Annotated in this window: 14 protein-coding genes and 1 tRNA gene; 10 read left to right on the forward strand and 5 right to left on the reverse strand. The window is 43.0% G+C overall.

The genetic code is table 11. From position 1 onward, the window contains the following. Positions 1-101 precede the first annotated feature (101 nt). The gene (locus L1D50_RS15065) at positions 102-845 is read left to right on the forward strand and encodes a sporulation protein (RefSeq protein ID WP_128728365.1); all 744 of its coding nucleotides are present in this window, start codon (positions 102-104) and stop codon (positions 843-845) included. Between the two features lie 283 nt (positions 846-1,128). Further along, positions 1,129-1,575: a GNAT family N-acetyltransferase gene (locus L1D50_RS15070; protein WP_128728364.1), complete on the forward strand. Its 447-nt coding sequence runs from the start codon at positions 1,129-1,131 to the stop codon at positions 1,573-1,575. Positions 1,576-1,611: 36 nt separating this feature from the next. Here the strand turns inward: L1D50_RS15070 and L1D50_RS15075 are convergent, their stop codons facing one another. The 4 genes from L1D50_RS15075 to L1D50_RS15090 all read right to left on the reverse strand — a co-directional run bounded on the left by L1D50_RS15075 (position 1,612) and on the right by L1D50_RS15090 (position 6,109). Beyond that, positions 1,612-2,958 (reverse strand): sodium-dependent transporter, encoded by a 1,347-nt coding sequence (locus L1D50_RS15075; RefSeq protein ID WP_128728363.1) that lies wholly within the window; start codon positions 2,956-2,958, stop codon positions 1,612-1,614. A gap of 221 nt (positions 2,959-3,179) precedes the next feature. Continuing rightward, positions 3,180-4,466, reverse strand: coding sequence for an ATP-binding protein (locus tag L1D50_RS15080; protein ID WP_239966321.1), 1,287 nt, complete (start codon positions 4,464-4,466; stop codon positions 3,180-3,182). Positions 4,467-4,487: 21 nt separating this feature from the next. Next, on the reverse strand, positions 4,488-5,195 hold the full coding sequence (locus tag L1D50_RS15085) for a response regulator (RefSeq protein ID WP_128728361.1): 708 nt from the start codon (positions 5,193-5,195) through the stop codon (positions 4,488-4,490). 110 nt (positions 5,196-5,305) lie between these two features. Continuing rightward, complete coding sequence (locus L1D50_RS15090; protein WP_128728360.1) at positions 5,306-6,109, reverse strand: hypothetical protein; 804 nt, start codon at positions 6,107-6,109, stop codon at positions 5,306-5,308. Positions 6,110-6,207: 98 nt separating this feature from the next. Here L1D50_RS15090 and L1D50_RS15095 point away from each other — a divergent pair, with 98 nt between their 5' ends. Then, positions 6,208-7,452 (forward strand): serine hydrolase domain-containing protein, encoded by a 1,245-nt coding sequence (locus tag L1D50_RS15095; protein WP_128728359.1) that lies wholly within the window; start codon positions 6,208-6,210, stop codon positions 7,450-7,452. Here the strand turns inward: L1D50_RS15095 and yhbY are convergent. Next, positions 7,449-7,745 carry a ribosome assembly RNA-binding protein YhbY gene (yhbY, locus tag L1D50_RS15100; RefSeq protein ID WP_128728358.1) on the reverse strand — a complete coding sequence of 99 codons (297 nt, stop codon included), beginning with the start codon at positions 7,743-7,745 and terminating at the stop codon, positions 7,449-7,451. The two genes, L1D50_RS15095 and yhbY, sit on opposite strands and share 4 nt — an antisense overlap. An 86-nt stretch (positions 7,746-7,831) precedes the next feature. Between yhbY and rlmE the strand changes: the two genes are divergently transcribed. The 7 genes from rlmE to L1D50_RS15135 all read left to right on the forward strand — a co-directional run bounded on the left by rlmE (position 7,832) and on the right by L1D50_RS15135 (position 14,092). Further along, positions 7,832-8,461: a 23S rRNA (uridine(2552)-2'-O)-methyltransferase RlmE gene (rlmE, locus tag L1D50_RS15105; protein WP_099028807.1), complete on the forward strand. Its 630-nt coding sequence runs from the start codon at positions 7,832-7,834 to the stop codon at positions 8,459-8,461. Between the two features lie 67 nt (positions 8,462-8,528). Further along, positions 8,529-10,481 carry an ATP-dependent zinc metalloprotease FtsH gene (ftsH, locus tag L1D50_RS15110; RefSeq protein ID WP_095728538.1) on the forward strand — a complete coding sequence of 651 codons (1,953 nt, stop codon included), beginning with the start codon at positions 8,529-8,531 and terminating at the stop codon, positions 10,479-10,481. Between the two features lie 148 nt (positions 10,482-10,629). Then, positions 10,630-11,475 carry a dihydropteroate synthase gene (gene folP, locus L1D50_RS15115; RefSeq protein ID WP_128728357.1) on the forward strand — a complete coding sequence of 282 codons (846 nt, stop codon included), beginning with the start codon at positions 10,630-10,632 and terminating at the stop codon, positions 11,473-11,475. Further along, positions 11,472-12,812 carry a phosphoglucosamine mutase gene (gene glmM / locus L1D50_RS15120; protein WP_128728356.1) on the forward strand — a complete coding sequence of 447 codons (1,341 nt, stop codon included), beginning with the start codon at positions 11,472-11,474 and terminating at the stop codon, positions 12,810-12,812. The genes folP and glmM overlap by 4 nt, the downstream gene beginning before the upstream one ends. 79 nt (positions 12,813-12,891) lie before the next feature. After that, complete coding sequence (tpiA, locus tag L1D50_RS15125) at positions 12,892-13,632, forward strand: triose-phosphate isomerase (RefSeq protein WP_128728355.1); 741 nt, start codon at positions 12,892-12,894, stop codon at positions 13,630-13,632. Between the two features lie 4 nt (positions 13,633-13,636). Next, positions 13,637-13,984 (forward strand): preprotein translocase subunit SecG, encoded by a 348-nt coding sequence (gene secG / locus L1D50_RS15130; protein ID WP_239966322.1) that lies wholly within the window; start codon positions 13,637-13,639, stop codon positions 13,982-13,984. A 23-nt stretch (positions 13,985-14,007) separates the two neighbouring features. Beyond that, positions 14,008-14,092 (forward strand) — tRNA-Leu (locus L1D50_RS15135). Positions 14,093-14,171: the final 79 nt, after the last annotated feature.

Raw genomic sequence — 14,171 nt, forward strand, 5'->3', positions numbered from 1 at the left:
GTGTACCAAAACCTCCTGATATATAAATTATAAATTTTCGCTGACAAGTTGGAAAAAATATGGTTATGATGCAGGTAAGGACATACCGGACAGGAGACGTAATGTTTAAGAAGATCCTAGCATCTGTCGGTATCGGTGCGGCAAAAGTAGACACTATATTAGAAACAGAACATTTGCACCCGGGACAGAAATTTCAAGCGCAAATAGTAGTGAAGGGTGGTGACGTTAGCCAAGAAGTAACAGGTTTAGAACTTGCGCTAATGACCAGAGTTAAGATTGAAGGGGAAGACGGCGAATACTTCAGCAATCATGTTATCGATCGTTGGCGTGTAAGCAATAGCTTCACGATAGGTCCAGATGAAGAAAAAGTGATTCCTTTCGAAGCTCGACTTCATTCAGAAACACCAATCACAGAAATTAATGCAGGTTTCAACCGTTGTCATGTTTGGATTGAAACAGGACTAGACATTGATTTAGCAATAGATCCTTCTGACAAAGATGCTTTGCATATATATCCAAATGAAGCAGTTAAAGCCTGTATGACGGCAATGGAGCGTTTAGGCTTTCGTTTAGTGAAAGCTGATGTGGAAAAGGGGTATTTACGAGCCTCTGAGTTTCAGTCTGTTTCTGGTTGCTATCAAGAATTAGAATACCGACCAAGTGCTCGTTCGTTGTTTGGATTACAAGAGATTGAGCTCTCATTTGTCCCTGAGGCACATCGAACTCATGTACTGATTGAACTAGATAGAGCATTTCGAGGCGATGGCTATGTCGATCTTACGATTGAGCACGATCAGGTAAATATTTCCCAATTATGCGATCAGTTGGAGCGGCTGTTCTCATAATCACTTAATTTAACTCAAAACGCCCAGCTTTGTCTGGGTGTTTTTGTTTCAAGCATAAAGGATACCAATTAGTTTTTAATACTTGCTCAATTTGACGGAGCAAATCTGACGCTAACTGTGTTAAAAATTTTCATTTAGAACAACTAAATAGCAAAATTTCGCCTTGCCTACATGGATGTAGGTACCTTGGCGTGAGCCGGATGCGGAAGCGGTGTTATCGACAAGATTTTCTCGCCTCAAAATAGATCACTTAATTAAGCTAATAGGTATGACAGAGAAGAATATGAATTGGCAAGTTAAAAGTTATGATGCACTTACAAAAGATGAGCTTTTTGAAATTTTAAAACTAAGAGTAGATGTATTTATTGTGGAGCAGGCATGTCCCTATCCGGAAATTGATGACACGGATAGAGCGCCTGAAACTAGACATTTGTTTTTGGTTAAAGATGAGCAAATCTTGGCCTATGCGCGTTGTTACAGGCAATCAGCATCAACAGCATCCATTGGTCGTGTGATTGTTTCGTCAATATTGCGCGGGCAGGGTGTTGCGCACGATCTTATGCATCGTGCTATTGCTTGTTGTGACACGGATATAACCCATGAAGCTTTAGTTATTTCTGCGCAGTGCTACTTAGACAAGTTTTATACAGGGCTTGGTTTTGTGAAGCAAGGTGACGAATATCTTGAAGATGGGATCCCGCATCAAGATATGTTTTTGGTGAGAAATTAAAAGAGGCTACGTGTAGCCTCTTTTTTATGAGCAAAATTATAGCGAATTTAAAAATACTGCAGCAATAGCGATTGGACAAACGAAGCGAATGTACCAAGGCCATATCTTCCAGAAAAAACTACTACCAACTTCCGGGTACCCTGACTCAATTTCCTTGAGTAGCTTTGCTCTGTGCCAAATCCAACCTACAAAAATACAGCAAAGCATGCCGAGCAGAGGTTGCCCAAACTTAGTTGTTAGGCTGACAATGAAGCCGAATAGCGTCTCGATATTTACTAAAATGGTTAAGCTTACAGCTGTCACTAAAGCACCGATGATCCAAGTTGCTTGTACTCTGCCAAGTGCAAAACGTTCAACGGCGTAAGATACAGGTGCTTCTAACATCGAAATAGAAGAGGTGAGTGCTGCAATACTCATCAGTGCGAAGAAAGCGAAGCTTACTAAGAGGCCAATACTACCCATGCTGTCAAACAGTGCAGGCAATACTTGGAACACTAGGGTATCTTCGTTTAGAAGCGAGCCGTCGGCTGCGAAGATGTCCACGCCTTGTGCTTGTGCAACATACATGGCAGGAATGATAAGTAAGCCGGCAACGAATGCGATAAAGACGTCGATTAATGTGACCAACGCACCGAGTGAAACTAAATTTTCTTTTTTACTAATATATGAGCCGTAAATGATCATCACGCTGGTACCAAGCGAAAGCGAGAAAAATGCTTGTCCAAGGGCATCAACGAGTAACTGCGGATTGAGCACAGACGAAAAATCAGGAACAAGATAAACTTTAAGCCCTTCAACAGCACCTTCTTGGGTTAATACATAGGCAATTAACGAGAATAAAATACCAATAAGTGCAGGCATCAAGCGTTTTGACCACTTTTCGATCCCATTTTCTACGCCTTTGCTGATAATAAGCACAGTGAGTGCAATAAAGGAGGCTGTAAAGACGATATTGCGCGACATGGAAGAGTCAGCAAGCCAAGATTGTGCTTGAGACATTGACGCAACCTCGGCGATGGGCTCAAGTGTTGCACTAAACATCCAACCTGCCACGATTGCATAGAAACTTAAAATAAGACCAGCGCAAATGATACCGCCGAATCCAACAACAAAAGCAAGCTTACTTTGCCATGCTGTATTTGTAAGTTTGCGCAGTGAAGATACCGCATTTGCTTGGCCGTGACGGCCAATAACAAGCTCTGCCATTAGTGCTGGGTAGGCAAGACAAAAAGCCAACACCAGATAAACGAAAACAAACGCAGCACCACCATTGGATGCTGTCTGTGTAGGGAAACCCCAAATATTTCCCAAACCTACTGCCGACCCTGCGGCAGCCATAATAAAACCAAAGCGAGAGCTGAACTCTCCTCGGACATTGCTCATAATTATTATACTTCTCTAAATTTTCTAACGGCGTTGACAATCTACTGTAATTAAAAAGAAATAAAAAGAATAAATTACTTTGATTTAGCGCAAGTTTTAGCCGGATATGTGGCCGTAATTAAGTTGTTGCACTCAAAAAGGAAAGTTTAGCTTATAAGCTAATGTTTTCACGATTATTTATGCATGAGGTTGGTTAGCGTGTAGCGGCATATTTACAACAATTATTTTTCTTTACAGGGAAGCGAAAGCACAAATTTTGCACCGCCTAATCGCTCGGACTGGTTAACAGTGGCTGTACCATGATGCCAATCCATGACTTTTGCAACGATGGCAAGCCCTAAACCGTAGCTCTTACCCGCACGGTTACGATGAGTTTGCTCTTGAAAGAAAGGGCTAAAGACTTTGTCCCAGTTTTGTCTCGCGATCCCAGGTCCATCGTCTTCAACGGTAATAATAAGCCTGTGTTCGGTACGATGTGCACTCAATACCACACTACTTGTCGCAAAATCACAAGCATTGCTGATCAGATTACTTACGGCTCTGGCAAGCCAATGTAAGTCACCATAGATCATTAAGTGTTCAGGAATATCCACCAGACCACTAAGTTGATTCTTTTGTAGTTTAGGCTGCATTTGCTGCATAAGATCTTGGCCATAATGAGATAAGTTTGTGACTTCGTGTTTGAGTAAATGAGACTTTTGCTCGAGTGTTGCAAACGAGAGGTAGCTCGCAAGCATATCTTCCATTTGGTCTAAATCTTTTTCCATACGTTCTAAATAGTCGTGGATAGCGCCAATATCATTTTCATCCAAAGCAGCATCTAAGCCAAATCTTAAGCACGCAACAGGTGTTCGAATGTCATGAGAAAGACTAGAGGCCATTAATTTATTTTCGGCCATTAGCTTTTCAATCTGATTGGCCATGCGATTGAAAGTGTTTTCCAGATCACGGATGTAAGTGAAATGATTGGGGGCGATCCGCGCGCTTAGGTTGCCGCTAGCAAAGTGCTTTGCTGCGGTATTGAGTACAATCAATCGTTTCACTAAGGGAGAGAGAATAAACCATAGAATCGCGCAAATACCGCCATAGAAAAATAGAGTCAGTAGCACATCGTAGTCCGCCTGTTCAACTTGAGGCAACCATTCTAACTCAATATAGTCAGGTGCCATTTCAGGCGTTGTTTTTAGTAGATAGACATTCTCGTTCTCTATCACTAACCCATCAGGTTGAAGCATTTGTTGCTTCAACTCGAGTGGCATGGCTAGTGTATCGCCATCTTTATAACTAATGTTGATAGCAAATTGTCGAGCAATCAAGGTAGTTGCATCTTCACGCTTTGCCCGATCAATATTGGCAATTTGCTTAGCAAGGCCGGTGATTAGTTTACTTTGCCATTCAAAGTTATCTTCTACAGGGGCGGTTTGCTGATTATAGGTGTCAATTACCCAACCTAATGCAAAGATCGAAATCAATGCACCGGCGAGTAAGTAGATGTAGAGTTTTTTCACGATATGAGCTTGTAATTCACGTTACCAAGCCGAGGGTACAAGTAAATAACCTTTTCCCCATACGGTTTTAATCTTTTCGGGATTTTGTGGGTCGTCGTTAAATTTCTTCCGCAGAGCGGAAATGAGTACGTCTACGCTTCTATCAAGGCCATCGTATTCTCTTCCTTTCGTGGCTTTAAATACCGCGTCACGAGATACAACTTCGCCAGCATGACTGGCTAGAAATTGTAACAGTAAATATTCGGCGCTGGAAACGATGATTTCTTGTCCTGAAACACTGACTTTGCGAGCCTGAGTATCAATGCATAGGTGTCCAACGATAAGTTCATGATTTGCCGTTTTGTGGTCGAGTGGCTTTTCTTGGGCTGCGCGTACATTGGCTTTGATCCGAGCTAGTAAGGCTCGGGGGCGAACCGGCTTAATAACATAATCGCTAGCACCAACTTCTAAGCCAATGACTTCGTCCATTTCTTCATCTTTGGCGGTAAGCATAATAACAGGTTTGTTATAAAACTGGCGTAAGTCGCGGCACACGCTGATACCGTCTTTACCAGGAAGCATAAGATCAAGTAAAACAAGGTCTGGGTCTAACGACTTAACACGTTCGATCACCTCGTCGCCACGATAGCAACAATGTGTTTTGTAGCCTTGATTGTCTAGATATTCCGCAACCCACTGAGCAAGTGAAGTGTCATCTTCAACCAATAAAATCGTACCGTATTGCTCCATGTCTTAACTCCGAACTTTTTATTTTTCTGCGTCGAGTATAATTCCAGAAGCGAAGATGTCTGTAAATAAGTGTAGCGCCAGCTTCTGAGAAAAAGCTGACGGCTCTTCAATTATTTAACGTTTAGCTTCTCAATTAAACTTTCGGCTAAGTGTTTTTGCATATCCGCTGTTAGTGCAGATACTTCTGTTTGGGTACACGCACCAGCGGTTTTTTCGAGTGGAGAAACCGTCTTAGTTACCTTGTAAGGAGGAATATCCACTGGGTTTTTGCCACGTTGACGGCGCGCCTCGTCGGTATTTTGTGCAACGATAAACGATAGCACGTCATGTTCATTTTCTATTTTCTCTACTTCGGTAAAAGTGAACTGCAATGGGATCCCTTGGAATCCAGCACTGTCCACCGAAGATTTAGCAAACCATACAACATCTGATGAAGCTTGGTGTGCCAGGCGCATACTGACTGAAGCCACAATATTTGTGCATTGGAACGCTGGTGAGTTTTGTGCAAGCTCAGCAATGTGAGGGTGTGGATTTCTTGGTCTATCCAAAGCGTACGTTTTATTGGCCGCAAACTCTAAATCAAGTTGATGAATCGTTAGCGTATAGCTTGCCCCTTTTCCAGCGGCAATTTTAAGCCCTTTTTTCTCGAGTAAAGTAACGATTTGCTTTCTTAGCGTATCAGTTAAGCTAACTTTGTCTGCGTTGATATAAACAGTATCACCTTGTGCGAGCGGGTGAGCGGGTAATTGCACTGATTTAATCCGTGCGGAATTAAGTTCGGTACTATAGCTGATTTGATAGACAGATTTTTTTAATAGTGGCTTCTTAGGCACATCTAACTTTGGCGCTAATGGCGCTGTGGTGACACATCCAAAGAGTAGGCTTGTACATAGAGCTGCTAGCACTAAACGCATTAAAATACCTCAATTAAACAGTTATTTTCTTATATTTAGTGAGTTCCGCCAATTCATCGTGTTAATATGGCGGGCGAGTGTTAATGAAATGAGTCATTATGAAGTCGCTAATTCTCACATTAGTTTGTTTTTTTTGCATTAGTTATCCAAAAATAACGATTGCAAAAACTCCAAACCAGCAATGGTCACAATTTTTAAAGAGCTATTCTAAGCAAGTCGAGCGCAAACTAAAAGAAAAATCGGTGCCTGGTGCTGCATTATCCATTGTGCATATTGAGCACGGTAGCTACGCTAAAGGCTTTGGTTTGACGAAAAGCCGCCAAGGAAGAGTGGTTAATGAGCAAACTCGTTTTCGATTAGCATCTTTATCTAAAACGTTTGCGGGCAGTTTAACCGCAAAGCTGGCGAGTGAAGGATATTTTAGTGTTGACGATCATGTCAGTACCTATTTGCCACAAGTCGCAAAGGGAAATTATAGTCAACTTAAGCTCTATCACCTGCTAAGTCATTCGAGTGGCTTGGTGCCCAACGCCTACGATAACCTAATAGAATCGCGCATGGATTATCCGCAAATTGTAGAGCGCTTACTGCAAGTCAAAGCGTTGTGTAAGCCCGGCGAGTGCTATGGCTATCAAAATGTCATGTTTAGCTTGATTGGGGATGTTATCGAAAAAGCAACAAACATCAGTTACAAGACTTGGATGGAAGAATTTGTATTCGCGCCACTTAATATGCGCGATTCAGGTCTTGGTTATGAGCAAATGACAAAAAATGATAACTTTGCCTGGCCGCATGTGAGAGGCAGAAAACGTTGGCATACCGCAAAATTAAAGCAACATTACTATAAAGTACTGCCGGCTGCAGGTGTAAATGCGAGCGCAGCGGATATGGCGCAGTGGTTAAAAGCACAGTTAGGCATGTACCCAAGTGTGTTATCACCAGATGCGCTAAGTAAACAATCGGTACCTTATACCTTGACCAAGCGAGAGTTACGACGAAGGATTTGGCGTGGCCACGTAGAAGAAGCTTATTATGGACTTGGATGGCGCATTTATCGCTACGATGGCAAGTTACTTTATTATCACAGTGGCTGGGTGCAAGGTTATCGTACCGATGTAGTGATTATTCCTGAGCTTGGTGTTGGCTTTAGCTTACTGTTAAATGCTGAAAGTGGGATCATTAACCAATTAACGAATGACTTTATTGTTGATGCATTGGCACTTGAGAAGAAATTACTGCCTAAGGTGAGTGAGCAAGAAATTAAGAAAATTAAAGAAGACGAAGCAAATTTATTGAAAGCCGCGACGTTTTCTAGTGAAAGCGTCGCGAGCAATAAAGATTAATTACGAGGTAATTGGATCTTTTTGTCTTCACTTTGACGGTACAGCACAATGATATGGCCAATTGTTTGTACCTTGTGCGCGTTCGTTTCACGAACAATTGCTTCAAAAATCAGTTGCTTAGTTTCACGATCATTAGTAGGTACTTTTACCTTGATGAGTTCGTGAATGTTCAGGTTTTGCTCAATTTCAGCCATGACACCTTCTGTTAGGCCGTTTGCGCCTAGAAGAACAACTGGGTTTAAAGAATGAGCTAGCCCTTTTAGGAACTGCTTTTGTTTATTTGATAAGGTCATATTGATACAATCTTATTTATTAAAAGGCTTGAATTCTCGATATTCTAACGCCATCTAGACAATATTACTAATGAGTTGTAGTTAATATGGCAAATAAAAAACATTCCGCCAGTTCGAAACGTTGGTTAAAAGAGCACGTAGAAGACCCTTACGTACATGAGGCTCAAAAGCGTGGCTACCGTTCACGAGCGGTTTTTAAGCTGGAAGAAATCCAACAAAAGGATAAATTGATCCGTAAAGGGATGACGGTAGTTGATTTAGGGGCTGCCCCGGGGAGCTGGTCGCAGTATCTCGCAGAGCAGGTAGATATTGACGGACAAGTGATTGCCTGTGATATCTTACCGATGGACTCATTAGCAGGCGTTGACTTCCTTCAGGGAGACTTCAGAGAAGAAGCGGTATTAAATGCGCTGCTCGACAGAATAAATGGCAAGAACGTAGACGTGGTTTTTTCCGACATGGCTCCAAATATGAGTGGTAATATGTCAACCGATCAATCTGGCAGCATGTATTTAGTCGAACTAGCATTAGATATGTGTCACCAAGTGCTTAAACCAAATGGCGCATTTGCGGTTAAAGTTTTTCAAGGCGAGGGCTTTGATCAATTTGTACAAGAGGTACGTAATTGTTTTAAGGTTGTAAAGATCCGTAAACCAAAAGCGTCTCGTCCTCGTTCACGAGAAGTATATGTAGTGGCGACAGGTTACAAACTGTAGTACAGTTGGAAAGCATCAAGTTGAATTTGAATTTTTTTGGATACAAGAGGTTAACTCCTTGAGCGATATGGCTAAAAATCTAATACTCTGGTTAGTGATTGCAGTAGTGCTAATGACTGTGTTCCAGAGCTTTAACGGTGGCGAACAATATGATCGCCAAACGAGTTACACACAATTTGTAAAGGATGTGCGCAATGGCTCTGTAAGAGAAGTCAGTATTGACCGTCAAACGGGCATGATTAGTGGCGTTCGTTCTAGTGGAGATCGTTTCCAGACAGTGATCCCATTAACTGATTTAGATTTAGTTAATGATTTACTTAAGAATGACGTAAATATCAAAGGTGTTGCACCGGAAGAACAGTCTTTCTTGGCAAATATCTTTATTTCTTGGTTCCCAATGCTGCTGCTTATCGGGGTATGGATTTTCTTCATGCGCCAAATGCAAGGCGGTGGCGGCAAAGGCGCGATGTCGTTTGGTAAAAGTAAAGCTCGATTAATGAGCGAAGACCAAGTTAAGACAACATTTGCGGATGTTGCTGGTTGTGATGAAGCGAAAGAAGATGTTACTGAGCTAGTCGATTTCTTGCGTGATCCGTCAAAGTTTCAAAAGTTGGGCGGTAGCATTCCGAAAGGCGTGTTAATGGTTGGTCCTCCTGGTACGGGTAAAACCCTACTTGCTAAAGCCGTTGCTGGTGAAGCAAAAGTGCCATTCTTTACCATTTCGGGTTCTGACTTCGTAGAAATGTTTGTTGGTGTTGGTGCATCTCGTGTTCGTGATATGTTTGAGCAGGCGAAAAAAGCAGCGCCTTGTATTATCTTTATCGATGAAATCGACGCTGTAGGCCGTAAACGTGGCGCTGGTATGGGCGGTGGTCACGACGAGCGAGAGCAAACACTTAACCAAATGCTTGTAGAAATGGATGGCTTTGAGGGTAACGAAGGTATTATCGTTATTGCTGCTACTAACCGTCCTGATGTACTAGACCCTGCATTATTACGTCCAGGCCGTTTTGACCGCCAAGTCGTAGTTGGTCTTCCGGATATTCGTGGCCGTGAACAAATCTTAAATGTACACATGCGTAAAGTGCCTTTAGACGATAATGTTGAAGCGTCTGTGATTGCACGTGGTACACCTGGTTTTTCTGGTGCTGACTTAGCTAATCTTGTGAATGAAGCTGCACTTTTTGCCGCTCGTGGCAACAAGCGCAAGGTAAGCATGGCGGAATTTGACGCCGCGAAAGATAAAATCATGATGGGTGCTGAGCGTAAGTCCATGGTGATGAGCGAGCAAGAGAAGGAAATGACGGCTTATCACGAAGCTGGTCACGCGATTGTTGGTCGTTTAGTGCCTGAGCATGACCCAGTATATAAAGTGTCGATTATCCCACGAGGTCGCGCATTAGGTGTAACAATGTACTTACCGGAGCAAGACCGTGTAAGTCACTCTAAGCAACACCTAGAATCTATGCTTTCGAGTTTATACGGTGGTCGTATCGCTGAAGCGCTGATTTACGGCGATGACAAAGTAACGACAGGCGCGAGCAACGATATTGAGCGCGCAACTGATATTGCTAAGAAAATGGTTACGCAGTGGGGCTTAAGTCCGAAACTTGGTCCACAGATGTATTTAGAAGAGCAAGGCGAGATGTATATGGGTGGTGGTTCTCACCGCATGTCAGGTATGTCAGATGAGACCGCTAAGCTTATTGATGCTGAAATTAAAGATTTCATCGATCGCAACTACCAACGTGCGGAGCAAATCCTAAAAGATAATATGGATATTCTTCACACGATGAAAGACGCGTTGATGAAATATGAAACGATTGATGCATTGCAGATTGATGACTTAATGGAGCGCCGTGATGTTCGTCCACCAAGGGATGCACATGACATTAAGCCAGAGAAAAAAGCGGAATCTGCGAAAGTAACAGAGATAAAGCCTGAGCCTAAAGCTGAAAAACCAGCAGAGGAGCAGTCAAACGACACATCATCAAACTCAGAACTTGATGACAAATCGTAAGATTAGGTAGAATACGACAGCCCCGAGCAATCGGGGCTTTTTTGTATCAGTTGATATAAGTTCTATTAACACTCAATGCGAGAATTTAAATCAACTGCTATAAGCCTTTCGTTATCACCAAACTTAAACTACAGAAAATAGGTATAGAATGTACGAGTTACGTTTACCCAAAGGGCGCACCCTTAGTTTAGACAAGCCTCAGGTAATGGGGATTTTAAATGTTACTCCCGACTCATTTTCTGACGGTGGACATTTTACTCACCTTGATAGTGCGATAGAGCAAGCAAATTTAATGCTTTCACAAGGCGCTACCATCTTAGACATAGGTGGAGAGTCCACTCGTCCCGGTGCGCCAGACGTACAATTAGAAGAAGAATTACAGCGCGTAATACCGGTTATTCAAGCAATTCGTACACACTCTAACTGTGTGATTTCGGTAGATACCAGTAAAGCCGAGGTGATGAAACAAGCAATAGAGGCTGGCGCTGATATCATTAATGATGTTCGAGCGTTGCAAGAGCCAGGTGCGCTCGAAGTCGCAGCTCAATACAGTGATGTACCAATTTGTTTAATGCATATGCAAGGTCAACCTCGCTCAATGCAAAATAACCCTCACTATGATGACTTATTTTCAGACATCAGTCAGTTTTTCGAAGCTAGGATCAGTGCATGCAAGCAAGCTGGGATTGATATCAATCGGCTGATTTTAGATCCTGGCTTTGGCTTCGGTAAATCTCTAGAGCATAACTTTCAGATATTAGGTGGGCTGGACAAGTTTCATGCTTTCGATTTGCCGATTCTGACAGGCCTCTCTAGAAAGTCCATGTTTGGACAACTACTCACTCGGGAAACGCATGAGCGCGTAGCTGCGAGTCTAGCTGGTGCACTGATATGTGCGCAGAAAGGCGCGCACATAATTCGTGTTCATGACGTAAAAGAAACAAGCGACGCGCTTAATGTATGGCTAGCGTCGGTCAATGGAGTTACTCAATGACAACAAGAAAGTACTTCGGTACGGATGGTGTAAGAGGCATGGTGGGCGAGTTCCCAATTACGCCTGAGTTTGCAATGAAACTAGGCTGGGCGGCTGGAAAAGTGCTGTCTGAGCGTGGTACCAAAAAGGTAATTATTGGCAAAGATACCCGCATTTCTGGCTACCTTCTTGAAACCGCGTTAGAGGCTGGGTTAATTGCCGCTGGGATCAATGTGATTTTATTGGGGCCTATGCCGACACCCGCTGTTGCTTACTTGACGCAAACGTTCAGAGCTGAGGCTGGTATTGTGATCAGTGCATCTCATAATCCATACCATGACAATGGCATCAAGTTTTTTGGTGGCGATGGTAAAAAGCTCCCTGACGAGGTGGAACTTGCAATAGAAGCAAAGCTGGATGAGCCGATGACGTGTGTAGCGTCTGAAAAGCTCGGTAAAGCTAAGCGCCTAGAGAGTGCGGATGGTCGCTATATCGAATTTTGTAAAGGCCAGTTCCCTAAAGAGCTATCGCTTGAAGGTTTGAAAGTGGTGCTGGACTGCGCAAATGGCGCGACTTATCACATTGCGCCAAGTGTCATGCGTGAACTTGGTGCGGACGTGATCACAACTGCGTGTGAACCGAATGGTGTTAACATCAACGAAAAATGCGGTGCAACGCATGTCGAAGCGTTGAAAAAAGCCGTGCTTGAACATCAAGCGGATGTTGGTATTGCTTATGACGGTGATGGTGATCGAGTCATGATGGTCGATCACGACGGTCATGTATTTGATGGTGATGACATCGTCTATATTATTGCATGCCAGGCTCATGCCGATGGCACATTAGGTGGCGGTGTTGTAGGTACGGTGATGTCTAACATGGGGCTCGAAAACGCCCTTAAATCACGCGGAATTGCTTTTGAGCGCAGTAAGGTCGGTGACCGCTATGTGATGGAGCTTCTTGGTGAGAAAGGCTGGAAAATCGGCGGCGAAAGCTCAGGTCACGTTTTAAATCTGGATCTGATCAGCACCGGTGATGGCATTGTCTCGAGCTTACAAGTGCTTGCCGCCATGGTTGCGCAGAATAAAACATTAAAAGATTTGGGTGACGGTTTTAGCAAATACCCAATGAAGATGATTAATGTGCGTTATAGCACTAAAGATGATCCAACCGAGCAAGACGCTGTTAAAGCGGTTGTCGCTGAAGTTGAAACTCAGCTTGCCGGAAAGGGCAGAGTGCTATTGCGTAAATCTGGTACAGAGCCAGTGGTTCGCGTCATGGTTGAAGCTCAGCAACAGAAGCAAGTTATCGATTTTGCCCAAAAAATCGCTGAAGTTGTTGAATCTGTGAGCAATTAAACCAAAAGTTAAATTTATTTCTTGTAACTTCGGGTGAGTAGAGTTAGTATCTCACCCGCTTTCTACTGCGGAGTATCGTATGACAACTAGAAAGCAAATTGTTGCTGGTAACTGGAAAATGAATGGCTCAAAAGCTCTTGTTGACCAAATATCAGAAGCAGTAAGCAATCAAACATTTAAAGCAGATGTAATTATTTTTCCTCCTGCTATGCTCATTGAGCAAGCAGCAAGTAAAGGGCTTACTGTCGGAACACAAACTGTTTCGGAATATAAAGAAGGCGCATACACTGGAGAAGTTCAGGCGTCCCTAGCAAAATCGCTAGGAGCAACATATACCTTAGTTGGTCATTCAGAGCGTCGAGCTATTTATGGCGAAAGCGATGAAGATGTTGCTAATAAATTTGCACATGCTCAAGAACAAGGTTTAACACCAATTTTATGTGTTGGTGAGACCGAAGAAGAAAGAGAAAATGGGCAGACAGAGCAAGTAGTTGCTAGGCAAATAAACGCAGTTATCACCAAATTAGGTGTAGCAGCGTTAGCAAACTCTGTGATAGCATACGAACCTGTTTGGGCTATTGGTACTGGTAAAACAGCATCTCCAGAGCAAGCGCAAGCAGTACACAAATTTATACGTGATTTGCTTTCAGATAATGACAAGCAAATCGCACAATCACTGCAGCTCCTTTACGGCGGCAGTGTTAATGAACAGAACAGTGAATTGTTATTCGCACAAGACGATATAGACGGTGGACTTATCGGTGGCGCAAGCCTAAAACCTGAGAGTTTCGCTGCTATATGCAGAAGTGCAAAAGGATAAGTAAATGTACGAAATTCTAATGGTTGTTTACTTAATTGTGGCATTAGCATTAATTGGTATGGTGTTAATTCAACAAGGTAAAGGCGCAGACATGGGCTCTTCGTTTGGTGCAGGTGCGTCAGCGACAGTTTTTGGCTCATCAGGCGCAGGCAACTTTATGACCAAGACAACAACAATATTGGCAACTGTATTCTTTGTGCTAAGTATTGTTCTAGGTAATCTAACTACAGGTCAGATTAAAAAGACTAACGAGTGGGAAAACCTAGAGGCACCAGCTGCTGCAACAACAGTTCCAGCAACAAATGATGTGCCAGCGACAGAAGAAAATCCAGTTTCTGACGTGCCTAACTAATTATTAGGAAATACACCGAATTTGCGAATGTGGTGGAATTGGTAGACACGCCATCTTGAGGGGGTGGTGGCTTCGGCCGTGGGGGTTCAAGTCCCCCCATTCGCACCAAATAAAAAAACCAGCTTAGGCTGGTTTTTTTTCGTCTAGACTCTTTTATTTAGAGAAACTAATACCAGTTGTATTAAGT

It is taken from the genome of Pseudoalteromonas sp. Isolate6, from assembly GCF_022398435.1.
GTDB lineage: Bacteria > Pseudomonadota > Gammaproteobacteria > Enterobacterales > Alteromonadaceae > Pseudoalteromonas > Pseudoalteromonas galatheae.